Here is a 25,585-nt window from a genome sequence, read left to right on the forward strand (position 1 = left end):
TTATAGAACTTCCGGAGCCAAAGATACGATCTTAACGAACGCCTTTGCTCTCAATTCTCTGGCAACTGGGCCAAAGATACGTGTTCCAATTGGTTCCTTAGAAGCATTGATAAGAACTGCAGAGTTGTCATCGAAACGGATGTAAGATCCATCTGGACGACGAAGTTTTGCAACAGTTCTAACAACAACTGCTTTAGCAACATCACCTTTTTTAACTTTAGCGTTTGGCAAAGCTTCTTTGATAGATACAACGATAACATCACCGATAGATGCTACACGTCTTTTAGATCCACCAAGAACCTTAACGCACATAACTTCTTTAGCGCCAGAGTTGTCAGCTACATTTAGTCTAGTTTGCATTTGAATCATGACAACTCTCCCTACGCCTTAGCTGTTTCAACAACAGCTTCCAAAGTCCAGCGTTTAGTTTTGCTAAGTGGGCGAGTTTCACGAATTTTTACGATGTCACCAACTTTAGCTTGGTTCTTTTCGTCGTGTGCTTTGAAAACAGAAGTTTTCTTAACATACTTACCGTACTTAGCATGTTTAACCATGCGGTAGATGAGGACAGAGATAGTTTTATCCATCTTGTCACTGATAACTTCACCTACGACTTCAATTTTACGTCCTCTAGTATTAGTTTCAGTACTCATTTCCTACCCCTATCTCGCCACTTTTTTTACAATCGCTGTGTTGATTTTAGCGATGTTGCGACGAAGATCACGAATTACAAGTGGGTTTGAAAGTTGACCAATTGAATTCTTGATACGTGCTTGGAACAACTCTTCAGAAAGAGCTGCTCTTTTTTTCTTTAATTCAGTTACAGAAAGATCTTTAACTTCAGTAAATTTCATATAACTACTCCCTTACCAAGAAACGAGTTTTGAAAGGAAGTTTGTGAGCTGCACGTTCGAAAGCTTCTTTAGCTTGCTCACGAGTCACACCGTTCATTTCGAAAAGAACTTTTCCAGGAAGAACACGAGCAACCCATAGTTCAGGGTTACCTTTACCGCTACCCATACGTGTCTCAGCTGGCTTTTTAGTTACAGGTACATTTGGAAACACACGGCACCAAATTTTACCACCACGCTTCACTGAACGAGAGATAGCAATACGACCAGCTTCCAATTGACGAGCAGTCAAGCGGCCTTCCTCGATAGCTTGAAGACCGTAGTCTCCGAAATCGAGGTTAGAACCTCTTACTGCAAAGCCAGTTGCGCGGCCTACAAATTGTTTACGCCATTTTACTCTTTTAGGACTTAACACGACCTGCCTCCTCAACTTCGCGAGCAGATAAGATATCGCCTTTATAGATCCATACTTTTAGACCGATGATACCGTATGCAGTTAGAGCTTCAGCAGTACCGTAGTCGATATCTGCGCGCAATGTATGAAGAGGAACACTCTTCTCATTGTACCACTCTGAACGAGCAATCTCTGCACCATCAAGACGTCCTGAAACACGGATCTTGATACCTCTCACGCCGCCTTTGATCGCAGCTGCAATAGATTTTTTAAGAGCTCTTCTCCAAGAGATACGTTTCTCAAGTTGTTGAGCAATGCTCTCAGCAACGAGCTGAGCATCGAGGTCTGGCTTGCGCACTTCTTGGATGCTCAAGAAAACTTCGTTGGGTGTAAGTTTTTGAACTTCCGCTTTAAGTGAATCAATACCAGTACCTTTTTTACCAATAACAACACCTGGGCGCGCAGTAGAGATGATGATTTTAATCTTCTTCGCTGCACGTTCCATTTCAATTTTCGCCACACCCGCGTGTTTGAGTTTATCTTTAAGATATTTTCTCAAACGGATGTCTTCGTGGAGATTGTCAAAATATTGTTGACCCTTCGCATACCAGCGAGAATCCCAAGTTCTGATAACACCGACTCTTAGACCAATTGGATTAACCTTTTGTCCCACGACTATTTCTCCTCGAGTACTACGTTAATGTGGCTGGTCTTCTTACGAACACCGAACGCGCGACCTTGAGCGCGAGGACGGAATCTCTTAAGAACAGGGCCTTGATCAACCCAGATAGCTTTAACATAAAGATTATCTACATCCATAACCTTTTTGTATTCTGCGTTAGCAACCGCAGATTCGATTAGCTTTTTTACCATTCCAGCAGTTTTCTTGTTCAAGAAAGTGAGAGTTTTTACTGCTTCGTTCACGTCTTTACCGCGAACTAGGTCAACAACCAATCTAGCTTTCTGAGCGCCTACTCTTGCATATTTCAAGCTTGCTTTAACTTCCATAATCAACCTCTATTACTTCTTCGCAGCAGCAGGGGCAGCTGCTTTCTTCTCGGCGTGACCTTGGAAAGTTCTTGTTGGAGCAAACTCACCGAGTTTGTGACCAATCATGTTCTCAGTGATGTACACTGGAACGAACTTTCTTCCGTTGTGAACTGCGAATGTCAGTCCAATAGCCTCTGGAAGAATTGTTGAGCGGCGAGACCAAGTTTTAATAACTTTCTTATCATTTTTTTCGATCGCATGGTCGATTTTCTTTTGTAGAGAAATATCAACAAATGGACCTTTCTTAATTGAGCGTGCCACCTTTTACTCCTACTTACGTCTCTTGATGATTGAAGAGTTGGTTCTCTTATTGTTTCTAGTTTTGAAACCTTTACATGGTTGACCCCAAGGAGTCACAGGGTGATGACCCTTACCAACGCCTTCACCACCACCCAATGGATGGTCAACTGGGTTCATGTGCATACCACGTACAGAAGGACGGATACCTCTCCAACGAGAGCGACCTGCTTTACCAAGGTTGATGTTTTCATTGTCAGTGTTACCAACTTGACCGATTGAAGCCTTGCACACAGACAAGATTTGCTTCAATTCGCCTGAAGGCATACGAACTTGGCAGTATTGATCACCTTTACCAGCCAAAGTTGCTGTAGCACCAGCGCCTCTGCAAACCTGACCACCTTTACCTGGACGCATTTCGATGTTGTGGATCACAGTACCAACTGGGATCGCAGCCAAAGAAAGGCAGTTACCTGGTTTGATGTCGGCTTTATCAGAAGAGATGACAGTGTCACCTACGTTCAAACCAACTGGAGCGATGATGTAAGCTTTAGCTCCATCAACATAAGAAATAAGAGCGATACGGCAAGTTCTGTTTGGATCGTACTCGATCGCAATAACTTTTGCTGCAACGTCAACTTTAGTTCTTTTGAAATCAATCAAACGGTATTTTCTTTTATGACCGCCACCTTGGTGACGGATAGTGATTTGACCGTGATTGTTACGAGCCGCTTGTTTCTTAAGAGGAGCAAGCAAAGACTTCTCTGGAGTTGTCTTTGTGATTTCTTTGAAATCGAAACCAGTCATTCCTCTACGACCATGAGAGCGTGGGGCGAATGTCTTAATACCCATCTTTATACTCCCTCAAAAAGAGCGATCTTCTCACCTTCAACAAGCTTAACGTAAGCTTTTTTCCAGTAAGGGATCTTTGTTAATCCGAATTTAGTGTACTTAGAGTGACCGCGGCAGATGCTAGTTCTAACACTGTCAACTTTCACTTTAAAGTTCTTCTCTACTGCAGTTTTGATATCTGTTTTAGTCGACTTCAAGTCCACTTCGAACACATACACACCAGCAGCGTTATGATAAGTATTTTTCTCTGTAATAAGAGGAGCTTTAATTACTTGTTTCATTACGCTTTCTCCAATGAGCAACGATCTACGATTTTTGCTACTGAATCTTTAGTGATTACTGCAGCGTCGTATTTCAATAGATCGAATACGTTCAAACCTTCCACTGGGAAGTATTTGAATGTTTCCAAGTTTTTAGATGCGCGGTTGAATTTGTCATCAACTTGAGCGTCTACCAATACAGCTTTTTTCAAGCCGAAAGCTTTCAAGCGTTTGTTAAGCTCAGCAGTTTTACCTTCAGATTGCATGCTGTCCACGATGAACAACTTGCCTTCTTTTTGAAGGTGAGAAAGCGCCATGCTCAAACCTAAACGACGAACTTTTTTAGGCAAAACGAAAGCGTAGCTGCGAGGTTGAGGACCGAAAGCGGTACCACCACCAGGCATCAAGATAGAACGGCTAGAACCTTGACGAGCTCCACCAGTACCTTTTTGTTTGAATGGCTTCTTACCACCACCAGACACAAGACCTTTAGTCTTTGTCATGTGTGTACCTTGACGGCGAGCCGCCAATTGCCATTGAACTACAGTGTGAAGAACTTCCTTTTTAACAGGAGTTTCGAACACGTCAGCAGCCAATTCAACTGATCCAACTTTTTCTTTTTTCCAGTTTAATACGTTTACTGTTGCCATACTATTCTCTCACCAACTTAACCAAAGTGTTTCTTGCACCTGGAACTGGTCCTTTAACCATGAGAACGTTTTCAGCAGCAATAACTTGAACGATCTCAACGTTGCGAACTGTAACTGTCTCAGCACCCAAGTGACCTGGGAATTTCTTACCCGGCATTACGCGACCTGGCCATGTTCTGTTACCAGAAGAACCCGGACGACGGTGGAATTTAGAACCGTGAGAAGCAGGGCCTCCCGCGAAGTTCCAACGTTTTACAGAACCGGCGAAACCTTTACCTTTAGACTTAGAAGTGATTTTTACGAAATCACCTTGAGCCAAAGAGTCGATAGAGATTTGTGCGCCAACAGTTGCACCTTCTGGAAGAGCTTGACGAAGTTCTTTTACGAACTGAGCGCCATTCTCAAAGCCAGCTTTAGTAAGGTGACCTTTTTCTGCTTTGTTTGAATTTTTAGCTTTTTTAGGAGTGCAAGCTAATTGAATAGCTTCATAACCATCAGCTTCGTTTGTTTTGATTTGTGATACAAACCAAGGCTCATAACGAAGAACTGTTACAGGTACGGCTTCACCTTGCTCATTATAGATAGTAGCCATGCCTTCTTTAAATGCGAACAGGCCATTCAGCTTAAGGCCTTGCTCTGTAGTATTTGTAGTTTGTGTAGTTTCGCTCACTGTTTACTCCTAGATTGCTGAAAGTTTGATTTCAACATCAACACCAGCAGAGAGGTCGAGTTTCATGAGCTGATCGACAGTCTGTTGAGTGGGTTCTAAAATATCGAGCATACGCTTGTGAGTTCTCACTTCGAATTGTTCACGAGATTTTTTATCTACGTGAGGAGAACGCAAGACCGTGTAACGGTTGATGCGAGTCGGCAAAGGGATTGGACCCGCAACTTTTGCGCCTGTACGACGAGCAGTCTCAACGATTTCTTTCGTCGACTGATCAAGCAATTTATGATCGAATGCCTTCAATCTGATTCTAATCTTCTGACTTTGCATAAGGACACTTCTCTTCTTTTTTGTAAAGTAGCGTAGTTACTAGCAAATTTGTTAACAATTAACGTCAATATCCCATCGAAAACTTGCCCCGAATTAGCCCTTGCGGCCGTGAAATCACCCAATGCGGGGGGTTTTTTGTAAATTTAGACGTCACGAGTGCGCGAGTATGCGCAACAAAAAAAACATTGTCAAAGGGAAATATTAATTTTTTTAGGGGTTGTTTAAAAAGTGCCAGGTCCGAGGCGCGATTCCGGGGAAAATATCGCGGAGGCGTACTCCATGTACGTTGGAGCGATATTTTTACCGGTCCAACGAAGGAGATGGGGCTTTTTAAACAAGCCCTTAGAATCTTCCCATTTTGTGGAGGATCTCGGTTTTTACCTTAGGAGGCACGACCGCATACTCCAAAAATTCCATGCTAAAACTTGCTCTGCCTTGGCTTAAACTGCGCACGTTTGTCGCATAACCAAAGAGGTTCGCAAGAGGAGCTTCCGCCGAAATAACCTGGCCGCCGCCCACTTTAGCATTCATCGTAAGGATCTTTCCGCGGCGGGAGTTCAAATCCCCCACCACGTTCCCTACGAACTCATCAGGACATGTCACTTCAAGCTTAAAGATAGGCTCCAAGAGCTCAACAGACGCACCTCGAACCGCTTCTCTAAACGCCAAAGAAGCAGCCGCCTTAAAGGCCATTTCATTGGAAGCTTCAGGACGCGTTTCTACAGAGTTCAAAGTTCCACGAATACCCAACATCGAGTAGCTCGCCAGAGGTCCAACCTCGGCCGCTTCTTTGAAGCCGTTTTCCACTGCTTTCAAGAAAGGGGCTGTAAATTCTTTAGACACGGACACTTTCGATTGGAATTGGATACCGTCGTGTTGAGAAATTGGATCAATAGTAAGAGAAACTTTCGCAAAATGGGCTTCACCCGCAATCTCACGTTCGTATACAAAGTTTGATGTCGCGGAAGCCGAAATAGTCTCGCGATAAGAAACTTGCGGCTTACCCACATTCGCTTGAACTTTGTGTTCACGCAAAAGACGGTCAACCAAGATTTCAAGGTGAAGCTCACCCATTCCCGAAAGAAGGATCTGCCCTGTTTCAGGGTCTGTTTTCAAACGGCAAGAAGGATCTTCTTTACCGAGTTTCTCAAGACCTTGAAGCATTTTCTCTTGGTCCGCGGAAGACTTCGCTTCAATCGCAACCGAGATCACAGGCTCTGGGAAAGTAATAGATTCTAAAACAACAGGATGAGAGGTCTCACAAAGAGTATCCCCTGTCGCTGTGAACTTAAGACCGACAACCGCTCCGATATCACCTGCTTTAAGAGAAGTGATTTCCTCACGAGAGTTGGCGTGCATTTTCACAAGCTTTTGGATGCGCTCTTTTTTCTCTGTACGAGGATTGAGAAGTTGGTCGCCCACTTTCACTTCGCCAGAGTACACTCGAATATAAGTCAAAGTTCCCGCAAACGGATCGTTGGCAATCTTAAACGCCAAAGCCGCCACGTGACCATCGAAGTCCGTTTTACATACGATTTCTTTTTCAGGCTTAGCTGGGTCGTGACCCACAATCGCAGGAACTTCAATAGGAGATGGAAGATAGTCGATCACACCATCTAGCAAAGGCTGAACGCCTTTATTTTTGAAAGCAGCTCCACAGAAAACAGGGAAGGCTTTTAGATCTAAAGTGCCTTTGCGAAGAGCGGCTTTAAGCTCTGCCACAGTCACTTCTTCTCCATTGAGATATTTCTCAAGAAGAGAGTCTTCAAACTCAACGATCTTCTCAATAATCTCTGTACGGAAGCGATTGACCTCTTCCTTCATCTCATTGGGAACATCGGTAACTTCGAAATGGTCACCCATTCCGGACTGATCCCACATATAAGCTCTGTTCTCGAGAAGATCGACAACACCACGGAAAGTATCTTCCATGCCGATAGGAACTTGCACTGGGATTGGGTTCGCATTGAGTTTGTCTTTGATCGTCCCGTAAGACATCACAAAGTCAGCACCCACACGGTCCATTTTATTAACGAAACAAATTCTTGGAACTTTGTATTTGTCAGCTTGCTTCCAAACAGTTTCAGACTGCGGCTCAACACCGTTCACACCGTCGAAAACAGCAATGGCACCATCAAGAACGCGCAAAGAACGCTCAACTTCAATTGTGAAGTCAACGTGCCCCGGAGTATCGATGATGTTGATTCTGTGATCTTTCCAGAACGCCATGGTCGCGGCAGAGGTGATAGTGATACCACGCTCTTGCTCTTGAACCATCCAGTCCATGGTGGCATCGCCATCATGAACTTCGCCGATTTTATGACTTTTACCTGTGTAGTAAAGAATGCGCTCGGTGGTGGTCGTCTTACCGGCATCGATGTGAGCCATGATGCCGATATTACGAGTGTACTTGAGATCAGCTACAACTTTAGGATCTTTAGCTGACATGTATACAGATTACCAATTGTAGTGAGAGAAAGCCTTGTTCGACTCAGCCATTCTGTGAACATCGTCTTTCTTCTTGATCGCGTTTCCACGATTATTGTAAGCATCAACGAATTCACCAGCCAAACGCTTAGCCATGTCTTTTTCACCACGCTCGCGAGAATATTCAACCAACCAACGCATAGCCAAAGCCAAACGACGAGAAGGACGAACATCTACTGGAACTTGGTAAGTAGCTCCACCAACACGGCGAGAACGAACTTCGATAGAAGGTTTTACGTTCTCAAGAGCTTTTTTGAAAACATTCAATGGCTCTTCACCTTGAATTTTGCCTTCAAGCTCTTTCAATGCTCCGTAAAAAAGCTTCTGTGCAGTAGCTTTTCTACCTTGAATCATCATTTTGTTAACGAATTTAGCAATTACTAGATCCTTGAAAACTGGATCTGGAATAATTTCTCTTTTAAAGGTCTTTTTACGACGTGACATCTCTCAATCCTTATTTCTTAGGTCTTTTTGTGCCGTATTTAGAACGAGCACGAAGACGACCGTTTACACCTTGAAGATCCAATACACCGCGTACGATATGGTAACGAACGCCCGGCAAGTCCTTCACACGACCACCACGGATCAAGACAACGCTATGCTCTTGAAGGTTGTGACCGATACCTGGGATGTAAGAGATAACTTCGAAACCGTTTGAAAGACGAACTTTAGCTACTTTACGAAGAGCTGAGTTCGGTTTCTTTGGAGTCGTTGTATAAACACGAGTACAAACGCCACGGCGCTGAGGGCAAGATGCCAAAGCTGGTGACTTTGTTTGGTTCTTTTGAACTTTACGCTCACTTTTGATGAGCTGGTTAATTGTAGGCACTTTTAAAACCCCTTAAACAATTTTTTACCTACTCCGACCACGTCGAAGTGCAGATTTTTCCCAAGACGCTGGAACTTACATTGCCAAAAGCGCCCTGGTCAAGACTTTGTTGTTAATTTTATATCTCAAAAAGGGGTGTGAGATCCCCTTTTTGAGCTTTTTACATCTTTTTCGGTTCGATTCCGTCCTACTCCGGCGAAGCCGGAGTGTAGACCTACCCTTGGTGAGGCTGAGCTGAAGCCGTCATTCCTGGCAATGCCACGAATGATGTATCGTCGTCTTCTGCTACAGACACTTTCCAACGTTTGTAAGAAGTCAAACCAGTACCCGCAGGGATCAAACGACCCATGATGATATTCTCTTTCAGGCCACGCAAATGGTCTGTGCGAGAATTAATCGCCGCTTCTGTGAGGACTTTTGTTGTTTCTTGGAATGACGCCGCTGAAATCCAGCTGTCAGTGCTCAAAGAAACTTTCGTAATACCTAGAAGAAGCGGGCTGTTTGTAGCAGGTTGTCCGCCTTCACGGTTGATACGATCATTTTCTTCTTCGTAAGCATATCTTTCAACTTGCTCACCCGCCAAGAAACGGCTGTCACCAGCGTCTCTGATTTCTACTTTACGTAGCATTTGGCGAACGATCACTTCGATGTGCTTATCGTTGATACCAACCCCTTGAAGTCTGTAAACTTCTTGGATTTCATTCACAAGGTATGCAGATAGAGCTTTCGCACCTAGAACCGCCAGAATGTCATGAGGATTTGTTGGACCGTCCATCAACGCCTCACCGGCTCTTACGTACTCACCTTCTCTAACCGCAACGTGCTTACCTTTAGGGATGAGATATTCTTTTTGCTCACCCACTTCAGGAGTTACGATCACACGTTGTTTACCTTTAACGTCTTTACCGAATGTCACATAACCATCGATCTCAGAGATGATAGCTGCTTCTTTCGGTTTACGAGCTTCAAACAATTCAGCAACGCGCGGTAGACCCCCCGTGATATCCTTCGTTTTCGAAGCTTCACGATGCATCTTCGCAATAACGTCACCGGCATGAACTTCCTGTTGGTCAGAAACCAGAAGCTGTGCACCCACTGGGATCAAGTATCGCGCAGGGATTTCACGGCCTGGAAGATTCAATGTCTTACCATTGCCATCTACTAGGAATACTGTTGGCTTAATGTCAGAAGACTTAGACTCCATGATAACTTTAGTCGCGAAACCAGTTACCGCGTCGACTTGCTCCTGCATTGTCGAACCTTCTTCGATATCGCTGTATTGGATCTTCGCAGAAACTTCGGCGATGATCGGATTCGAATATGGATCCCACTCAGCAACAGTTTGACCTTTAGTGACTTTGTCACCTTCTTTAAAGTTCAAAACAGCACCGTAAACGAGCTTGAAGTTTTCACGCTCACGACCTGCTTCGTCGATAACAAGGGCAGAACCGTTACGATTCATCACAGTCAACTTACCATTACGGTTTGTCACTGCATGAACGTTTACAAGTTTAATAGTACCATCATGGCGAGTTGTATGAACAGATTGCTCAACCGCACGAGAAGCCGCACCACCCAAGTGGAACGTTCTCATCGTCAACTGAGTACCTGGTTCACCGATTGATTGTGCTGCAATGATACCCACTGTTTCACCAAGGTTCACAGTGTTACCGCGAGACAAGTCACGGCCGTAACATTTCACGCACACGCCACGTTTAGATTTACAAGTCAAAGCTGAACGGATGTCGACTTTGTCGATACCCAAACCTTCGATTGTTTTAACATCAGTTTCAGTGATCTCGTGATTTGCTTTTACAATCACGTTGTTGCTCATTGGATCAACAACATCTTTCAACGTTGTTCTACCAAGGATACGATCGCCGATGTTTTGGATGATCTCGCCAGCTTCGTAAACTGGAGTGATTTCCAAACCGTCTTCAACTCCGCAATCGATTTCAGACACAACCACGTCTTGAGCAACGTCAACCAAACGACGAGTCAAGTAACCAGAGTTCGCTGTCTTCAATGCAGTATCGGCCAAACCTTTACGTGCACCATGCGTAGAGATGAAGTACTGGATAACTGTCAAACCTTCACGGAAGTTTGCAGTGATCGGTGTTTCGATGATCTCACCTGAAGGTTTCGCCATCAAACCACGCATACCACCCAACTGACGGATCTGAGCCGCGGAACCACGGGCTCCGGAGTCAGCCATGATGTAGATCGGGTTGAAAGAAGGTCCTGTAACCTCTTTACCATCAACTACGAAAGTTTGTTTTTCGATCGCGTTCATACCTTCTTTTGCGATCTTGTCACCCGTTTGAGCCCAGATATCCACCACTTTATTGTAGCGCTCACCATCTGTGATCAAACCTTCATCGTACTGCTGTTGGATTTCAGTCACTTGTTTCTCAGCGTCTGCGATCATTGTCGCTTTGGCTGCTGGGATCACCATGTCGTCGATACCGATCGACATACCTGCCGCAGTTGAATATTTGAAACCAAGTTCCATGATTTTATCAGCCAAGATACAAGTCGCTTTTGCACCGGCAAGACGGAACGTCTTATCGATCAACGCGGCGATTTGTTTCTTATTCATCGTTACGTTCACTTCGTTGAACGGAACTTCTTTAGGAACGATGTCAGACAAGATTGAACGACCTACAGAAGTCTCTTGAACTTTACCGTTCAAACGAACTTTACAAGCCGCTTGCAAGTCAACCAAACCAGTCTCGTAAGCATATTGCGCTTCTTGAACGCTCGAGAATGCTTTACCAGTTCCTTTTGCGCCAGGGCGGATACGAGTCAACCAGTATAGACCCAACACGATATCTTGTGATGGATTGATGATTGGCTTACCGTTCGCTGGAGAAAGGATGTTGTTCGTAGACATCATCAATACGCGAGCTTCAACTTGAGATTCCACAGAAAGTGGAACGTGAACCGCCATTTGGTCACCGTCGAAGTCGGCATTGAACGCCGTACACACTAGAGGATGCAATTGGATTGCTTTACCTTCGTGAAGTACTGGTTCGAAAGCTTGGATACCAAGTCTGTGAAGAGTTGGCGCACGGTTGAGAAGAACTGGATGTTCTTTAACTACGTCTGCCAAAATATCCCAAACTTCTACTGTCTCTTGATCAACCAAACGTTTCGCTTGCTTAATCGTTGTCGCCAAACCTTTTTCTTCAAGTTTGTTGTAAACGAATGGTTTGAAAAGTTCCAAAGCCATCTTCTTAGGAAGACCGCATTGGTGAAGTTTCAATGTAGGACCAACTACGATAACCGAACGGCCAGAGTAGTCGACACGTTTACCCAAAAGGTTTTGACGGAAACGACCTTGCTTACCTTTCAACATATCAGAAAGAGAGCGAAGAGGACGTTTGTTTGGACCAGTGAAAGTCTTACCGCGACGACCGTTATCCAACAAGGCATCAACCGCTTCTTGCAACATACGTTTTTCGTTGCGGATGATGATGTCTGGAGCGTTCAGCTCCTGAAGACGTTTCAAACGGTTATTACGGTTGATAACACGACGGTAAAGATCGTTCAGATCTGAAGTCGCGAAACGACCACCATCAAGTGGCACCAACGGACGAAGATCAGGAGGAAGAACTGGAAGTGCTTCCAACATCATCCATTCAGGTTTGTTGATAGAACCTTTGAAGGCTTCAACAACGCGAAGGCGTTTCGTCAATTTTTTGATTTGCGCTTCTGATTTCGTGTCTTTCACTTCCATACGAAGTTTACGAGACAAGTATTCAGGGTCAATTTTGCGTAGCAATTCACGAACAGCTTCACCGCCCATGCCTGCTTTGAAGCTTGGACCGAACTCATTAAGAGCGGCTTGGTAAGCTTCCTCAGTCAAAATTTGACCTTCTTCCAATGTTGTTTCCATTGGATCGATTACTACGTGTGCTTCACAGTAAAGAACCTTTTCAACGTCTTTCAAAGAAAGATTCAAAAGGTTACCAATACGAGAAGGCAATGAGCGCAAGAACCAGATGTGCGCAACTGGAGTTGCAAGCTCAATATGGCCAAGACGTTCACGACGTACTTTAGTTTGTGTGACTTCAACGCCGCACTTTTCACAGACGACGCCACGGTACTTCATACGTTTATACTTACCGCACAAGCACTCGTAATCCTTAATAGGACCGAAGATTTTCGCACAGAACAAACCATCACGCTCTGGTTTGAATGTACGATAGTTGATAGTTTCAGGCTTCTTAACTTCACCAAATGACCAATCACGAATCATTTCAGGTGACGCCAACGATACTCGTACGGCGTCAAACGAAAGTGGATCTTTTGGTTTATCGAAAAAATTCAACAAGTCTCTCAAAGAACACCCCTGTTGTTAAAGTATTAATTAGTGTTGTCCTGGCTCGTCTTGTGACGGCGCCTGAACAATTGCTTCTTCACCCCCGATACCGTCGTCACCAAGATCTTCATCTTGATCACGAAGGATGTCGGACTCCATCAACTCAACATTCAATGCAAGAGACTGAAGCTCTTTCACGAGAACGTTGAACGACTCTGGAAGTCCTGGCTCAAGGATGTTTTCACCTTTCACGATGCTTTCATACATACGAGTTCTTCCTGCCACGTCATCTGACTTAACAGTAAGGAATTCTTGTAGTGAGTAAGCGGCACCGTAAGCTTCGATCGCCCAAACCTCCATCTCCCCGAGACGTTGGCCCCCGAACTGTGCTTTACCGCCCAGTGGTTGCTGAGAAACGAGTGAGTAAGGTCCGATAGAACGAGCGTGGATCTTCTCTTCCACGAGATGGTGAAGTTTAAGCATGTACATGATACCCACAGTAACTGGGTTCGTGAACGGCTCACCTGTACGACCATCGAATAGGACGGACTTACCAGATGTCGGAACTTGCGCTTTTGTGAGCAAGCCTTTTACGTCTGATTCACGAGCACCGTCGAAAACCGGTGTTCCTACGTGGATACCGTTTTTCATACGAGTTACCATTTGTTTCAATGAACCGTCGTCCGCTTTATCAAGTTTCGCGGAGATATCAGAGTCATTGAAGATATCTTTCATTTCAGTACGTGCATTTTCAGCGTTCCACTTAGCCAAGTGTTCGCCTAATTGCTTACCCAAGTTGTGCGCAGCCCAACCCAAGTGAACCTCAAGGATTTGCCCGATGTTCATACGAGAAGGAACGCCCAGTGGGTTTAGAACCATGTCAACAGGTGAACCGTCAGCTAGGTATGGCATGTCTTCCGCAGGCAATACTTTAGAAACGACACCTTTATTTCCGTGGCGACCGGCGAACTTGTCACCGACTTGCATTTTACGTTTGATAGCAACGTAAACTTTAACCATTTTGATAACACCTGGAGGAAGCTCGTCACCTTTACGAAGGCGATCGATCTTCTCGTTGAATACCAATTTAACAGCGTCAAGTTGGTTACGAGCGTTGTCGATGATTTTGTTCACTTGGAACTCAAGGTCTTGCTCAAGTGGGATGTAGTTCAACAATTCAAATGGAACTGTCTCTAGATCCGCCTCAGTGATGTCTTGACCTTTGTTCAAAAGTTTTTGGCTACCATCTTCGTTCAAAAGAACGCCCGTTGTTGTTTTACCAACAAGGATGTCACGAAGTTTAGAGATCGCGTTATTCTTGATAACGTTTTGCTCTACAGCCAAGTCTTTCTCAAGTTTGCGTTTTTTCTCTTCGATGATTGAAGACAAACGCTCATCGCGGTCCGCACCTTCACGAGAGTAAACTTGTGCATCGATCACTGTACCGTAAACGCCAGATGGCGCACGAAGTGACGTATCACGAACGTCGCCGGCTTTTTCACCGAAGATCGCTCTCAAAAGTTTTTCTTCTGGAGAAAGTTGCGTTTCACCTTTTGGAGTTACTTTACCAACTAGGATGAAGCCTGGACGAACTTCCGCACCGATGCGGATGATACCAGAGCTGTCGAGGTCTTTAAGGGCCTCTTCACCGACGTTAGCGATATCGCGAGTGATCTCTTCCTTACCAAGTTTTGTATCACGCGCTACGCACTCGAACTCTTCGATGTGGATAGACGTGTAAACGTCGTCTTTCAACAAACGTTCAGAAATAAGGATAGAGTCCTCGAAGTTGTAACCTTGCCAAGGAGTGAACGCCACCAGGATGTTTTGTCCAAGAGCCAATTCACCGAGTTCTGTAGAAGGACCGTCAGCGATGATGTCGCCTTTAGAAACCTTGTCACCTACAGTTACGATTGGTTTTTGGTTGAAGCATGTATTTTGATTTGTACGTTGGTACTTAGTGAGGTTGTAGATGTCTACGTTCGCACCAAGTTCTCCGCCTTTTGCAAAACGACGAACAACGATACGAGAAGCATCAACTTCTTCAACGATACCGTCGTTTTGAGCAACAACGGATGTACCAGAGTCACGAGCAACAAGTCTCTCAACGCCTGTTCCAACAAGTGGAGCGCGAGAACGGAGCAATGGCACCGCTTGACGTTGCATGTTCGATCCCATCAAGGCACGGTTGGCGTCATCGTGCTCAAGGAAAGGAATCAAAGAAGCCGCGATAGAAACGAGTTGAGATGGAGAAACGTCCATCAAAGCAACTTTGTCTTTATCTACGATTTCGTACTCACCGTCACGACGAGTGATTGTCGTAGCCGTTTGAATAGCTTTGTTTCCAGCTTCATCACGAGCTGCTGGAGCAATGTGATGACCCGCCTCTTCAAGAGCCGATAGATAGTTAATATCTTTAGAAACGTTACCTTGATCAACTTTGCGGTACGGAGTCTCAATGAAACCGTAGTTGTTGATACGAGCATAAGTCGCCAAAGACGCGATCAAACCGATGTTTGGTCCCTCTGGAGTTTCGATTGGGCAGATACGACCGTAGTGCGTAGGATGTACGTCACGTACTTCGAAACCTGCACGGTCACGAGTCAAACCACCAGGGCCGAGAGCTGACAAACGACGTTTGTGAGTGATCTCAGACAATGGATTTGTTTGGTCCATGAACTGAGACAATTGAGATGAACCGAAGAATTCTTTAACAACCGCATTCACTGGTTTCGCATTCACTAGATCGTGAGGCATCATTGTCTCAACATCTTGAAGAGACATACGTTCACGAATCGCGCGCTCCATACGAACAAGACCGATACGGTATTGGTTCTCAAGCAACTCACCTACGGAACGAACACGACGGTTACCCAAGTGATCGATATCATCGATAACGCCGCGACCGTTTTTAAGGTCGATCAAAGTTTTAATAGTGCTCAAGATATCTTTGTGAGTGAGTGTTCTGTGTGAAGGAGGGCACTCATCCATAGAAATACCGAATCTGTGGTTGATCTTAATACGACCAACTTCAGACAAATCGTAAGTTTCTGGATCGAAGAACAAACGACCGAAGAACGTCGTAGCTGCTTCCAAAGTTGGAGGCTCACCAGGACGAAGGCGTTTGTAGATCTCAACAAGAGATTCTTCTTTGTTAGTTACTTTATCTACTAGCAACGTATTGCGAAGGTAAGGACCTACAGTCAAACCGTCGAAGAAGATCATGAAGAAACGGTCGATACCAGCATCAAGAGCTCTTTTGATGATAGCAGAGTTCAATTCTGCATTCGCATCAGCGATGATCTCACCAGTAGATTCATCGATAAGAGGTTTCGCCAAAACTTTTCCATCAAGATCGTTCGGCTCAACTTCAAGCTCAGTGATGTTAAGATCTTTGATTTTCTTAACGATCGCACGAGTGATACGACGACCTGCTTTTACAAGCGCCTCACCCGATTTTGGATCAACGATATCAGCCAATGCTCTTTGACCTGACATTCTTTCGATATCAAGCTTACGGTAAAGTTTGCCACCGCGAGCGTAAACTTCATCAAGATCGTAGAAGTACTCAAGCAATTGTTCCGCGTTGTAACCAAGAGCCTTCAAAAGGATTGTTACAGGGAATTTACGACGGCGATCGATACGAACGTGGATAATATCTTTTTGGTCAAATTCAGCATCCAACCAAGAACCACGGTAAGGAATCACACGTGCAGAGTAGATCAATTTACCAGAAGCTGCGTTCTTACCACCATCGTGATCGAAGAACACACCTGGAGAACGGTGCAACTGAGAAACAACAACGCGCTCTGTACCGTTGATGATGAAAGAACCGTTAGCAGTCATAAGAGGAATTTCACCGAGGTAAACTTCCTGTTCTTTCACGTCACGGATGCTGCGTGCTTCAGTTTCTTCGTCAACATCGAATACGATCAGACGAAGAGTCACCTTGATAGGAGCAGCGAAAGTCATACCACGTTGACGGCACTCGTCCACGTCGTACTTAGCTGGCTCTAGAGTGTAAGAGACAAACTCAAGGCTTGCTGTGTTGTTGAAATCTGTGATTGGGAAAACAGATTTGAAAACGCCATTGAGACCAGCTTCGCCACGGCGATCTGGATCCATATCTTTTTGAATGAAAGCTTCGTAAGAAGACTTCTGCAATTCAATCAGATTTGGAATATCAATGACTTGCTTATTTTTCGCGAATGACTTTCTAACTCGAATGTTAGAAGCCGTAACTGGAGTTTTTTCCAATGTACTCTCCGTGATAAGAAAATCGGATATTCGCTTCGGGGGGAATATTCCAAGACCCACATTAAATAAAAGACAAGCAATTTAAACTACCGGAAGTTTTAGATAAATCAAGTGATTATAATGGTTTTTGGCACTATTCCAGGCAGTCCGAAAACAGCAAATTATACATAGCGTCAGCGTTAGCACAAGGCCGAAACGATATTTGATCTCGACGTTCGGTCACAACTTGTCAAAGAACACGTCCACACCTACCCTAAATCTCCAAGTTAGGAGACCTATGAAAGCATTATTCGGATTTGCACTGCTTGTTTTGTTATCAGGATGCTCACATACGATCAATTTCAGAGCTTCTCACTTTGCGGTTCCCGTCACCGGAGAAAACCAGTGGAGCGGTCATGTGGCTGCCGTGGGTACAGCGGTCACCAAAATCACGGTTGTTAATAACATCGAAACCAACCCTCCAACGCGAGACAACCTCAAAGTGAATGATGATGTCGACATCGGAGACCTGATGATGATCCATTCCGTGGGGATCGACGCCAGCCTCACCATCCTAAAATCTTTAGACATTACGCTGGATAACTCCTTATTTGGACTCCGCTACCAATTCCTCAATCACGGCGCAGGCCCTCAAAATTGGGTCGCCAGCATCCAAGGAGCTTACGGCCAAAGAGACTCCTCAACATCGGAAGGCACTTCCGGCGGAACAACGGCGGAGGCCAAATCCAAAGTCACCACAAGCCAAGCCGGAATCAGCCTAGGATACAAGCTAGAAAAAATCGTTCCGTACATTTCATATATCTACGAATCCCACGAAGTAAAAACGGATGTGACAAACACTCACGGAGCCTTCGGCCCTTACAACGACAAAGGGATTCATCAATACTACGGAATCGGCTTAGCTTCTCATGGAAAAGGCCTGGTTTACGGAATCGAATACAACCGAATCAACATCGACTGGGACAGAGCCATAAATCACGAACCCCAAGACGCCTTGGGTATTAAATTCGGCTTTGCTTGGTAACACGGGTTCAAGCCCCGTCAGTCACCCCAAAATTTATAAAGACAATAGTTTTACACAGACTTGTTTTTACGACTTCGAATTGAAAGCAAGGAGCCTTAAATAGCTAAGGGCTAGCTTAGTAAATTCAGACCTCCGGCCCCGCAGGATGCGGTACCCAAGGCCGGCGAGCGCCGGAAGCGCGCGTCTGAATTTACTAAGCTAGCCCTTAGCTATTTAAGGCGGCCCCGCTACCAAAACGAAAGCCCATAAAAAGCAAAAAGCCCCTGGGATAAACCAGAGGCTTTCGGCATGTTCTCGAATGAGAGCAAAAACTACTTGATAGTAACTTTCGCGCCTGCAGCTTCAAGAGCTTTTTTGATTTTCTCAGCGTCTTCTTTAGTAGCGCCTTCTTTAACTGCTTTTCCGCCAGCTTCAACAAGAGCTTTAGCTTCAGCAAGACCCAAACCAGTCAAACCACGTACTTCTTTGATTACGTTGATTTTGTTCGCGCCTGCATCAACCAAGATAACGTCGAAAGCAGTTTTTTCTTCAACAGCAGCAGCAGGGCCCGCGCCAGCAGCAGCTACAGGAGCAGCAGCAGAAACGCCCCATTTTTCTTCAAGCATTTTTACAAGTTCAGCGATCTCAAGAACTGTTTTTTGAGACAACGCATCAACCAATTGATCGTTAGTTAGAGACATTTTAAAATCCTCCAGAGGATAAAAATTATTTATTAATTCAATTCATTAGCGCCGCAAGCTTATGCTTGAGGAGCTTCTTCAGTAGTAGCACCGCCACCAAGTTTCTCAGCGTAAGCATTCAAGCATCTAGCAAGTGCAGAACCTGCACCCAATAGTGTACCGAGGAACATAGCGCGAAGTTGGTCTTTGCCCGGAAGAGTTGCCAAAAACTTAATTTTAGCGTCATCCAAAGCTTCGCCATCCATAACACCAGACTTGATTTGAAGAACTTCTACGTCCTTAGCAAACTCAGCAAGTGTTTTAGCAGTAGCGTTCACTTCACCGTATGAGAATACGATGGCGTTAGTACCTTTCATTGAATTAGCAAAAGCTTTTTCAATAGCTGGGTGATCTTTGAACGCTCTTTTTGCAAGAGTGTTACGTACGACCTTCATCTCAGATTCAGCGGCATTCAATTTTTTGCGCAAGCTTGTAACTTGCTCAACTTTGATACCTTTGAAGTCTACGATGAAAGCCCCTTTAGCTTTTCCGAATTTCTCCGTGATAAGCTGAATCTCTTGCTCTTTATCTGCGCGAGTGATCATAAGTGAGCCTCCTTTCGTTAGATTTTCTGCACTTCGATTTCCACCGAAGTGGCTATGTACGTTGCAATATTAGTTTCTACGAGGCGCTAGGAGGAAGCTGTACATCGTACTGCGACGACGAAGCAACGACATAGAAACTAATATTGCAACGTACTTGTGCGAATCAGCGCTTGGAGGTCGTAGATAAGCTCCGGAGAATCCGAAGCTTTCAAGAAAACCTTTTTGCCTTATCTCGGTAGGCCCCACACAATCGCGGGATTACATCTGCTAGAAGAAACCTACTGTCTCTGATCGCAATAAAACTTTTTATCAGGCCCCGATTTTCACCAGAGCCCGTTAATTAACAGTTACTCAGCTGAACCAGTTGCAGCTGCTGCCGCATTTGGTTCAATTTTCACACCAGGACCCATAGTTGAAGCTACGGAAATAGTGCGAAGGTAGATACCTTTAGAAGAAGCTGGTTTCGCTTTAACGATCGCGCCCAAAAGGGTCATGAAGTTATCACGAAGTTTTGCATCTCCCATAGATTTCTTACCGATACCAGCATGTACGATACCTGCTTTATCAACGCGGAAATCCAACTTACCTTTTTTCTCGGCAGTTACGGCTTCACCAACGTTCATAGTTACAGTACCGATTTTTGGATTCGGCATCAAACCACGAGGCCCAAGGATTTTAGCAACTTTAGAAACAGTCGCCATCATGTCTGGAGTCGCGATACATTTATCGAAATCTAACCAGCCACCTTGGATTTTAGCTACTAGGTCGTCAGCGCCAACGAAGTCAGCACCAGCAGCTTTCGCTTCAGCTTCTTTCGGGCCTTTTGCGAAAACAACGACTTTAACGTCTTTACCAAGACCGTGAGGCAATGCAATCGCGCCACGTACTTGTTGATCAGATTGCTTAGGGTCAATACCCAAGCGCAAAGCTACGTCGATAGATTCATCAAATTTAGCTGGAGCTGTCGCTACCACAAGTTTGAATGCTTCTTCAACAGAGTATTTTTTTTGAGAATCAACCTTCTTAGAGGCTGCTTCGAATTTTTTACCTGCCATACATCACCCCTATGCGATATCGATGCCCATGCTCTTAGCTGTACCAGCAACTTGTGACATTGCGGATTCAACTTTCAAGCAGTTCAAATCAGGCAATTTCGTTGTAGCGATTTGCTTAATTTGATCGTTATTGATTTTGCCTACTTTGTCTTTTTGAGGCTGTTTTGAGCCTGATTCAAGCTTCAACGCCTTTTTGATCAAAGAAGACACCGGTGGTGTTTTTGTGATGAAAGTAAACGATCTGTCTTGGTAAACAGTGATGATGATAGGGATGATGCTATCACCCAACGCTTGTGTACGAGCGTTGAACTGCTTACAGAATTCCATGATGTTTACCCCGTGCTGTCCAAGTGCCGGTCCAACGGGAGGAGCTGGATTAGCTTTCCCTGCCGGTATTTGCAGCTTGATCATTCCTGTAACTTTTTTTGCCATGACCCACTCCTGCAAGAGGTTGTGTTAATAAGAAACGGAACCCCAAAGGTCCCGTTTTTGTTCTAAGTGCCACCCTATGTAGCGCTTAAATTAATTTTTTTCAACTTGAATGTAGTCCAATTCCACTGGAGTTGGTCTACCGAAGATGCTGACAAGAACTTTCAGTTTCCCTTTGTCCTCGTTCACTTCTTCTACAGAACCCTGGAAGTTGCTGAATGGACCGTCGATAACAGTCACATTCTCACCTACAGAGAACTTCACTTTTGGTTTCGGTTTTTCTGCAACGCCAGCCATTTGCTGAGTTACACGAAGAACCTCGGCTTCCGGAACTTCCGGAGGACGAGTTTTAGTACCGCCCACGAAGCCGGTCACTTTAGACGAATTACGCACCAAATGCCAAGTCTCATCGTTCAAAAACATCTGAACAAAGATGTAGCCTGGGAAAAATTTACGCGATTTGGTTTGTTTTTGGCCTTTTACAAGCTCAACAACGCTTTCAGCGGGAATAAGAATCTCACCGAAGAATTCTTCCATCTTGTTAGATTTGATTTTTTCTTCGATAGCTTTTTTTGCCGTATTTTCGCAGCTTGTTTGAACGTTAACGATGTACCACTTTTTTTCCATGTTTCCGTCCTACTTCATGAGATAGTTAATAAAAAAGCCCGAAATTAAGTCAAAAGAGCTGATAATCACGCTAGAGATAAGAACCATCACTACGCACGCGATTGTCATTGCTGTTGTGTCTTTACGAGAAGGCCATACCACCTTACGGATTTCAGTCACTACTTCTTCACCCCAAGCAAGAACGCGTGGGTTGAATTGAAGAACTGCAAATACCACAAGACCCAGAGCAACTGGCAATCCATGTCTTACCATATCAGAGTCGGCGGCTCTAGCGACCACACCGAAGGCTCCGGCAAATGCCTTGATAAGAAGAGATGCTGTTAAAGCGACCAAGATAGCTGCAATAGCAAAGCTGAATGTCAAAATCTTAGAGTTGGCTTTTTCCATAGTTCCCCATTCCTAGGATAATCAACTTGGCAGGGGCGGAGGGATTCGAACCCACGACCTAACGATTTGGAGTCGTTCGCTCTACCACTGGAGCTACACCCCTGCACTTAAAAATACAAAAAAATCGCACGTGCCAAGAAACACCGAAGGGGACCCTCTTGTCAAGGAGTCCCCCGGGTGATTTTACTTCAGCCTATGCTGCGTTAAATCCTACTCAAGGATTTCGATAACAACGCCGGCGCCAACTGTACGGCCACCTTCGCGGATCGCGAAACGCAATTCTTTTTCCATCGCGATTGGAGCGATCAACTCAACTGCCAATTCAACGCGGTCACCAGGCATAACCATTTCAGTTCCAGCTTTCAAAGTACAAACGCCAGTTACGTCAGTTGTACGGAAGTAGAACTGAGGACGGTAACCATTGAAGAATGGAGTGTGACGTCCGCCTTCTTCTTTAGTTAGGATGTACGCTTCAGCTTTGAATTTTTTGTGAGGTTTTACAGAACCTGGTTTCGCCAAAACTTGACCACGTTCAACTTCTTCTTTTTTAGTACCACGAAGAAGAACACCGCAGTTGTCTCCAGCTTGACCTTCATCAAGAAGTTTACGGAACATCTCGATACCAGTTACTGTTGTTTTTTGAGTTGGACGGATACCGATGATTTCGATCTCGTCACCAACTTTAACGATACCACGCTCTACACGGCCAGTAACAACTGTACCACGACCAGAGATAGAGAATACGTCCTCTACTGGCATCAAGAAAGTTTTGTCAGTAGCACGAACTGGTTCTGGGATGTAAGCATCACAAGCGTCCATCAATTTCATGATAGCTGGACGACCGATTTCAGAAGTATCACCTTCCAAAGCTTTCAATGCAGATCCTTTAACAACTGGGATCTCATCGCCAGGGAATTCGTATTTAGAAAGAAGTTCGCGAACTTCAAGCTCAACAAGGTCCAACAATTCTTTATCGTCAACCATGTCAACTTTGTTCATGAATACAACTAGAGCAGGAACACCTACTTGACGTGCAAGAAGGATGTGCTCACGTGTTTGTGGCATTGGACCGTCAGCAGAAGAAACTACTAGGATAGCTCCGTCCATTTGTGCGGCACCAGTGATCATGTTTTTTACGTAGTCGGCGTGTCCTGGGCAGTCAACGTGAGCGTAGTGACGTTTGTCAGTTTCGTACTCAACGTGAGTTGTAGAGATAGTGATACCACGTTCTCTCTCTTCAGGAGACTTATCGATTTGATCGTAAGACATCGCCTGAGCTTTACCAGCTGCTGCAAGAGTAGTAGTGATAGCAGCAGTCAAAGTTGTTTTACCATGGTCAACGTGACCGATTGTGCCGATATTTACGTGCGGCTTCGAACGGTTAAATTTCTCTTTAGACATTATTCCTCCTGCAGAGATTTATTTTTAAGTCTTAAACCATTTATCAAAAATCAAATCAATAAGTAACAAGTGGAGCCCATGATCGGAGCCGAACCGACGACCTCACCCTTACCAAGGGTGTGCTCTACCACTGAGCTACATGGGCATCTGTTCTGAAATTTGGAGCGGGAGACGGGTCTCGAACCCGCAACCCTCTGCTTGGAAGGCAGATACTCTAGCCAATTGAGCTACTCCCGCCCATCAGAACGCCCAGAAGAGAAGTAAACTCCTCTTCCCATCTCTTTGCAAGTCGACATTCAAAAATGGTGGGCAGGGAAGGATTCGAACCTTCGTAGACGTAAGCCAACGGATTTACAGTCCGTCCCCTTTAGCCACTCGGGCACCTACCCAGTTTGTGAATGTTGACTCAGAAAAAAATGGAGCTGGTTATGGGACTCGAACCCGCAACCTGCTGATTACAAATCAGCTGCTCTACCAATTGAGCTAAACCAGCCTTACTGAGATAACCGAAATGTTTTACGGATAAAATCTATGTCCGTCAAAGATAATTATTTAACAGATTACGATTTTTTTCGGTTTCCGCGCGGCGCGTGCTGCCTGAGAGTTTCAGTCAACGCCATAGCTGTCGCTACAGACGCGTTGTAACTCGCCGAAGAGCTAGCCTGCGGAATGAAAACTAATTCATCACAAAGTCTTTCCGTTGTCACTCTCAAACCTTTGTCTTCCGAACCAACCGCCCAAACAACTTTATCTGGAAGGTCCAATTCGAAAATAGATTGTTTTCCGCGAGGACTTAATCCGAAAATCCAATAACCTTGTTTCTTTAAAACTTCCGCGTACTTAGCGAAATTTGTCGTCTCTTCTACGGGAACATGCTCAACTCCCCCACAAGCGACTTTATGAACTGTCGGAGTTAGACCCACCGCGCGATCTTCCGGAATCAGAACGCCATGAGCACCCACAAGCCAAGAAGTTCTCACAATTGCACCCAAGTTATGCGGGTCTTCAATGCCGTCAAGCATCAGCACGACGGATTTTTCGAAAGCTTCTAGACCTTCCATATCAAAAGTCGGAGCTCCATCGACAAAGATCGCAGCTCCTTGCTGAGAAGATCCAAACTTTTCGATCACACCTTCAGACTTGATATCCACTTTCACTCTATTTGCGAGAGCCAACTCGTGCATTTCGCGCAGGTCGTTTGAATTTTCCCATCCTTGACGAATCCACATGCCCTTCACTTCACGAGGACGCACTTTCAAAACTTCGTTGATCGCATGGGTGCCGATAACGATGCGCCATTCACGGGGAATTTGATTTTCAGAGCGAGCCGCAGGACTTGGACCGCGTCCCTGCTGAGGACGACCGCCCTGTTGCGGGCGTTGTGAATTGCGAGAAGGAGGACGAGAATTATTTTTCTTCATATACAGCCATTACAAAATCAGTTGCAGTTTCCTTGATGTTCTTTGACTCAAGGATGGGACGACCCACCACTAAAGCTGAAGCTCCTTTGCGAAGCGCTTCTTTAGGGCCCATGATGCGTTTTTGATCGCCAGAATCCTGCATACTAAAGCGAATTCCCGGCGTGACAAGGTAAAGATCACGGTTTTGTAAAAGGTCTAATTCATGAGGGGAACAAACGACACCGGAAAGACCCGAGTTTTTCACCAAAGTCGCAAGCTCCGTCACGTGCTGAGCAATCGGTTGTTCTTTCATATTTGACGGCACAGAGTTTTGATCCCAAGAAGTAAGAATCGTGACAGCGAGAATTTTAAAAGGACGCTTTTGATTCAGTTCCTTTTCCACCTCCGCCATTTTCTTAAGAGCTTCCGCCCCGCTCAGAGCGTGAACCGTGACAAGAGAAGCTCCCGCTTCAAAACTTGCTCTCACCGCCGCTTCCATTGTTGAGGGAATATCAAAGTGTTTATTATCCAAGAAGATCGGAGCTCTTTCGGCCATCTCTTTCACGAACTCCATGCCGTATCTAAGACAAAGACGCGGACCGAGTTTAATTCCCCCGACAATATCACCGATGTCATCGGCAATTTTCATCGCCTGGTCGCGGGTATCAACATCCAACGCCAAGATAATAGGATTTCTCATGGGATGAGCACGAAGATTTTTATTCATGGAGGCTCCTAAGAAGTGAGCCCAGCTTCTCATTCGAAGAAGCGCGAGGCAACCTTCGGCGCGTTCCGCTAGAAACCTAGTCA

At 45.0% G+C, this 25,585-nt stretch carries 27 protein-coding genes and 5 tRNA genes; 1 reads left to right on the forward strand and 31 read right to left on the reverse strand.

The annotated features are described in order from the left end of the window. The 17 genes from rplN to rpoB form a co-directional block, all read right to left on the reverse strand. Nucleotides 1–369, reverse strand: coding sequence for a 50S ribosomal protein L14 (rplN, locus tag ACL934_RS14895; protein WP_374074737.1), 369 nt, complete (start codon nt 367–369; stop codon nt 1–3). Nucleotides 370–380: 11 nt separating this feature from the next. Then, on the reverse strand, nt 381–653 hold the full coding sequence (rpsQ, locus tag ACL934_RS14900) for a 30S ribosomal protein S17 (RefSeq protein ID WP_243537591.1): 273 nt from the start codon (nt 651–653) through the stop codon (nt 381–383). A gap of 9 nt (nt 654–662) precedes the next feature. Further along, a complete protein-coding gene (gene rpmC / locus ACL934_RS14905) occupies nt 663–854 on the reverse strand; it encodes a 50S ribosomal protein L29 (protein WP_374074739.1) in 192 nt (63 codons plus the stop codon). A gap of 4 nt (nt 855–858) precedes the next feature. Continuing rightward, a complete protein-coding gene (gene rplP, locus ACL934_RS14910) occupies nt 859–1,266 on the reverse strand; it encodes a 50S ribosomal protein L16 (protein WP_374074741.1) in 408 nt (135 codons plus the stop codon). Beyond that, the gene (gene rpsC, locus ACL934_RS14915; RefSeq protein ID WP_374074743.1) at nt 1,253–1,918 is read right to left on the reverse strand and encodes a 30S ribosomal protein S3; all 666 of its coding nucleotides are present in this window, start codon (nt 1,916–1,918) and stop codon (nt 1,253–1,255) included. The genes rplP and rpsC overlap by 14 nt, the downstream gene beginning before the upstream one ends. Nucleotides 1,919–1,920: 2 nt before the next feature. Beyond that, entirely contained in the window at nt 1,921–2,253 is a 333-nt protein-coding gene (rplV, locus tag ACL934_RS14920; RefSeq protein WP_063204857.1) for a 50S ribosomal protein L22, read from the reverse strand. A gap of 12 nt (nt 2,254–2,265) precedes the next feature. After that, on the reverse strand, nt 2,266–2,556 hold the full coding sequence (rpsS, locus tag ACL934_RS14925; RefSeq protein WP_374074745.1) for a 30S ribosomal protein S19: 291 nt from the start codon (nt 2,554–2,556) through the stop codon (nt 2,266–2,268). Nucleotides 2,557–2,565: 9 nt separating this feature from the next. Beyond that, nucleotides 2,566–3,384 (reverse strand): 50S ribosomal protein L2, encoded by an 819-nt coding sequence (gene rplB / locus ACL934_RS14930; protein ID WP_374033042.1) that lies wholly within the window; start codon nt 3,382–3,384, stop codon nt 2,566–2,568. 2 nt (nt 3,385–3,386) lie between these two features. Then, nucleotides 3,387–3,665, reverse strand: coding sequence for a 50S ribosomal protein L23 (gene rplW / locus ACL934_RS14935; protein WP_374074747.1), 279 nt, complete (start codon nt 3,663–3,665; stop codon nt 3,387–3,389). Further along, complete coding sequence (gene rplD / locus ACL934_RS14940) at nt 3,665–4,294, reverse strand: 50S ribosomal protein L4 (protein WP_374074749.1); 630 nt, start codon at nt 4,292–4,294, stop codon at nt 3,665–3,667. Before rplD ends, rplW begins: the two co-directional genes overlap by 1 nt. A gap of 1 nt (nt 4,295) precedes the next feature. After that, nucleotides 4,296–4,964, reverse strand: coding sequence for a 50S ribosomal protein L3 (gene rplC, locus ACL934_RS14945; RefSeq protein ID WP_374074751.1), 669 nt, complete (start codon nt 4,962–4,964; stop codon nt 4,296–4,298). 9 nt (nt 4,965–4,973) lie between these two features. Beyond that, the gene (gene rpsJ, locus ACL934_RS14950) at nt 4,974–5,291 is read right to left on the reverse strand and encodes a 30S ribosomal protein S10 (protein ID WP_025308875.1); all 318 of its coding nucleotides are present in this window, start codon (nt 5,289–5,291) and stop codon (nt 4,974–4,976) included. A 342-nt stretch (nt 5,292–5,633) separates the two neighbouring features. Then, complete coding sequence (gene fusA / locus ACL934_RS14955; RefSeq protein WP_374074753.1) at nt 5,634–7,739, reverse strand: elongation factor G; 2,106 nt, start codon at nt 7,737–7,739, stop codon at nt 5,634–5,636. A gap of 9 nt (nt 7,740–7,748) precedes the next feature. Beyond that, nucleotides 7,749–8,222, reverse strand: a complete 474-nt coding sequence (gene rpsG, locus ACL934_RS14960; RefSeq protein WP_413612529.1) for a 30S ribosomal protein S7 — start codon at nt 8,220–8,222, stop codon at nt 7,749–7,751. A gap of 10 nt (nt 8,223–8,232) precedes the next feature. After that, on the reverse strand, nt 8,233–8,607 hold the full coding sequence (rpsL, locus tag ACL934_RS14965) for a 30S ribosomal protein S12 (protein ID WP_243537572.1): 375 nt from the start codon (nt 8,605–8,607) through the stop codon (nt 8,233–8,235). 214 nt (nt 8,608–8,821) lie between these two features. Beyond that, nucleotides 8,822–12,952 carry a DNA-directed RNA polymerase subunit beta' gene (gene rpoC / locus ACL934_RS14970; RefSeq protein ID WP_374074755.1) on the reverse strand — a complete coding sequence of 1,377 codons (4,131 nt, stop codon included), beginning with the start codon at nt 12,950–12,952 and terminating at the stop codon, nt 8,822–8,824. Nucleotides 12,953–12,979: 27 nt separating this feature from the next. Then, a complete protein-coding gene (gene rpoB, locus ACL934_RS14975; protein ID WP_374074757.1) occupies nt 12,980–17,188 on the reverse strand; it encodes a DNA-directed RNA polymerase subunit beta in 4,209 nt (1,402 codons plus the stop codon). Between the two features lie 277 nt (nt 17,189–17,465). Here rpoB and ACL934_RS14980 point away from each other — a divergent pair, with 277 nt between their 5' ends. Next, nucleotides 17,466–18,212, forward strand: coding sequence for a hypothetical protein (locus ACL934_RS14980; protein WP_374074759.1), 747 nt, complete (start codon nt 17,466–17,468; stop codon nt 18,210–18,212). A gap of 311 nt (nt 18,213–18,523) precedes the next feature. Here ACL934_RS14980 and rplL read toward each other — a convergent pair whose 3' ends face one another. The 14 genes from rplL to pyrF form a co-directional block, all read right to left on the reverse strand. Beyond that, the gene (gene rplL / locus ACL934_RS14985) at nt 18,524–18,892 is read right to left on the reverse strand and encodes a 50S ribosomal protein L7/L12 (RefSeq protein ID WP_374074760.1); all 369 of its coding nucleotides are present in this window, start codon (nt 18,890–18,892) and stop codon (nt 18,524–18,526) included. Nucleotides 18,893–18,951: 59 nt separating this feature from the next. Further along, complete coding sequence (gene rplJ / locus ACL934_RS14990; protein ID WP_374074762.1) at nt 18,952–19,476, reverse strand: 50S ribosomal protein L10; 525 nt, start codon at nt 19,474–19,476, stop codon at nt 18,952–18,954. Nucleotides 19,477–19,823: 347 nt separating this feature from the next. Further along, nucleotides 19,824–20,531: a 50S ribosomal protein L1 gene (gene rplA, locus ACL934_RS14995; RefSeq protein WP_374030976.1), complete on the reverse strand. Its 708-nt coding sequence runs from the start codon at nt 20,529–20,531 to the stop codon at nt 19,824–19,826. A 9-nt stretch (nt 20,532–20,540) separates the two neighbouring features. After that, nucleotides 20,541–20,963, reverse strand: a complete 423-nt coding sequence (rplK, locus tag ACL934_RS15000) for a 50S ribosomal protein L11 (protein WP_038448239.1) — start codon at nt 20,961–20,963, stop codon at nt 20,541–20,543. A gap of 90 nt (nt 20,964–21,053) precedes the next feature. Next, nucleotides 21,054–21,587: a transcription termination/antitermination protein NusG gene (gene nusG / locus ACL934_RS15005; RefSeq protein WP_374074765.1), complete on the reverse strand. Its 534-nt coding sequence runs from the start codon at nt 21,585–21,587 to the stop codon at nt 21,054–21,056. Nucleotides 21,588–21,596: 9 nt separating this feature from the next. Then, nucleotides 21,597–21,974 (reverse strand): preprotein translocase subunit SecE, encoded by a 378-nt coding sequence (gene secE / locus ACL934_RS15010; protein ID WP_374074767.1) that lies wholly within the window; start codon nt 21,972–21,974, stop codon nt 21,597–21,599. Between the two features lie 27 nt (nt 21,975–22,001). Further along, nucleotides 22,002–22,077, reverse strand: a tRNA-Trp gene (locus ACL934_RS15015). Nucleotides 22,078–22,184: 107 nt separating this feature from the next. After that, nucleotides 22,185–23,375 (reverse strand): elongation factor Tu, encoded by a 1,191-nt coding sequence (gene tuf / locus ACL934_RS15020; protein ID WP_374000518.1) that lies wholly within the window; start codon nt 23,373–23,375, stop codon nt 22,185–22,187. Between the two features lie 70 nt (nt 23,376–23,445). Further along, nucleotides 23,446–23,520 (reverse strand) — tRNA-Thr (locus ACL934_RS15025). Between the two features lie 15 nt (nt 23,521–23,535). Further along, nucleotides 23,536–23,612, reverse strand: a tRNA-Gly gene (locus ACL934_RS15030). Between the two features lie 66 nt (nt 23,613–23,678). Continuing rightward, nucleotides 23,679–23,764: transfer RNA gene (locus ACL934_RS15035), tRNA-Tyr, on the reverse strand. 28 nt (nt 23,765–23,792) lie between these two features. Then, nucleotides 23,793–23,868, reverse strand: a tRNA-Thr gene (locus tag ACL934_RS15040). 67 nt (nt 23,869–23,935) lie between these two features. Then, the gene (locus ACL934_RS15045) at nt 23,936–24,796 is read right to left on the reverse strand and encodes a TrmH family RNA methyltransferase (protein WP_374074769.1); all 861 of its coding nucleotides are present in this window, start codon (nt 24,794–24,796) and stop codon (nt 23,936–23,938) included. Further along, complete coding sequence (gene pyrF, locus ACL934_RS15050; protein ID WP_374074771.1) at nt 24,783–25,502, reverse strand: orotidine-5'-phosphate decarboxylase; 720 nt, start codon at nt 25,500–25,502, stop codon at nt 24,783–24,785. Before pyrF ends, ACL934_RS15045 begins: the two co-directional genes overlap by 14 nt. Nucleotides 25,503–25,585 lie beyond the last annotated feature (83 nt).

Source organism: Bdellovibrio sp. HCB-110 (assembly GCF_047323225.1).
Classification (GTDB): domain Bacteria; phylum Bdellovibrionota; class Bdellovibrionia; order Bdellovibrionales; family Bdellovibrionaceae; genus Bdellovibrio.

Bases quoted from the DNA above. Each gene is read 5' to 3' on its own strand.
- rplB (WP_374033042.1), bottom strand. From the start codon at position 3,384: ATGGGTATTAAGACATTCGCCCCACGCTCTCATGGTCGTAGAGGAATG.
- ACL934_RS15045 (WP_374074769.1), bottom strand. From the start codon at position 24,796: ATGAAGAAAAATAATTCTCGTCCTCCTTCTCGCAATTCACAACGCCCG.
- rplL (WP_374074760.1), bottom strand. From the start codon at position 18,892: ATGTCTCTAACTAACGATCAATTGGTTGATGCGTTGTCTCAAAAAACA.
- nusG (WP_374074765.1), bottom strand. From the start codon at position 21,587: ATGGAAAAAAAGTGGTACATCGTTAACGTTCAAACAAGCTGCGAAAAT.
- ACL934_RS14980 (WP_374074759.1), top strand. From the start codon at position 17,466: ATGAAAGCATTATTCGGATTTGCACTGCTTGTTTTGTTATCAGGATGC.
- rplK (WP_038448239.1), bottom strand. From the start codon at position 20,963: ATGGCAAAAAAAGTTACAGGAATGATCAAGCTGCAAATACCGGCAGGG.
- rplN (WP_374074737.1), bottom strand. From the start codon at position 369: ATGATTCAAATGCAAACTAGACTAAATGTAGCTGACAACTCTGGCGCT.
- rpsQ (WP_243537591.1), bottom strand. From the start codon at position 653: ATGAGTACTGAAACTAATACTAGAGGACGTAAAATTGAAGTCGTAGGT.
- rpsG (WP_413612529.1), bottom strand. From the start codon at position 8,222: ATGTCACGTCGTAAAAAGACCTTTAAAAGAGAAATTATTCCAGATCCA.
- tuf (WP_374000518.1), bottom strand. From the start codon at position 23,375: ATGTCTAAAGAGAAATTTAACCGTTCGAAGCCGCACGTAAATATCGGC.
- rplA (WP_374030976.1), bottom strand. From the start codon at position 20,531: ATGGCAGGTAAAAAATTCGAAGCAGCCTCTAAGAAGGTTGATTCTCAA.
- rpmC (WP_374074739.1), bottom strand. From the start codon at position 854: ATGAAATTTACTGAAGTTAAAGATCTTTCTGTAACTGAATTAAAGAAA.
- rpsJ (WP_025308875.1), bottom strand. From the start codon at position 5,291: ATGCAAAGTCAGAAGATTAGAATCAGATTGAAGGCATTCGATCATAAA.
- secE (WP_374074767.1), bottom strand. From the start codon at position 21,974: ATGGAAAAAGCCAACTCTAAGATTTTGACATTCAGCTTTGCTATTGCA.
- rplJ (WP_374074762.1), bottom strand. From the start codon at position 19,476: ATGATCACTCGCGCAGATAAAGAGCAAGAGATTCAGCTTATCACGGAG.
- fusA (WP_374074753.1), bottom strand. From the start codon at position 7,739: ATGTCAGCTAAAGATCCTAAAGTTGTAGCTGATCTCAAGTACACTCGT.
- pyrF (WP_374074771.1), bottom strand. From the start codon at position 25,502: ATGAATAAAAATCTTCGTGCTCATCCCATGAGAAATCCTATTATCTTG.
- rplV (WP_063204857.1), bottom strand. From the start codon at position 2,253: ATGGAAGTTAAAGCAAGCTTGAAATATGCAAGAGTAGGCGCTCAGAAA.
- rplD (WP_374074749.1), bottom strand. From the start codon at position 4,294: ATGGCAACAGTAAACGTATTAAACTGGAAAAAAGAAAAAGTTGGATCA.
- rplW (WP_374074747.1), bottom strand. From the start codon at position 3,665: ATGAAACAAGTAATTAAAGCTCCTCTTATTACAGAGAAAAATACTTAT.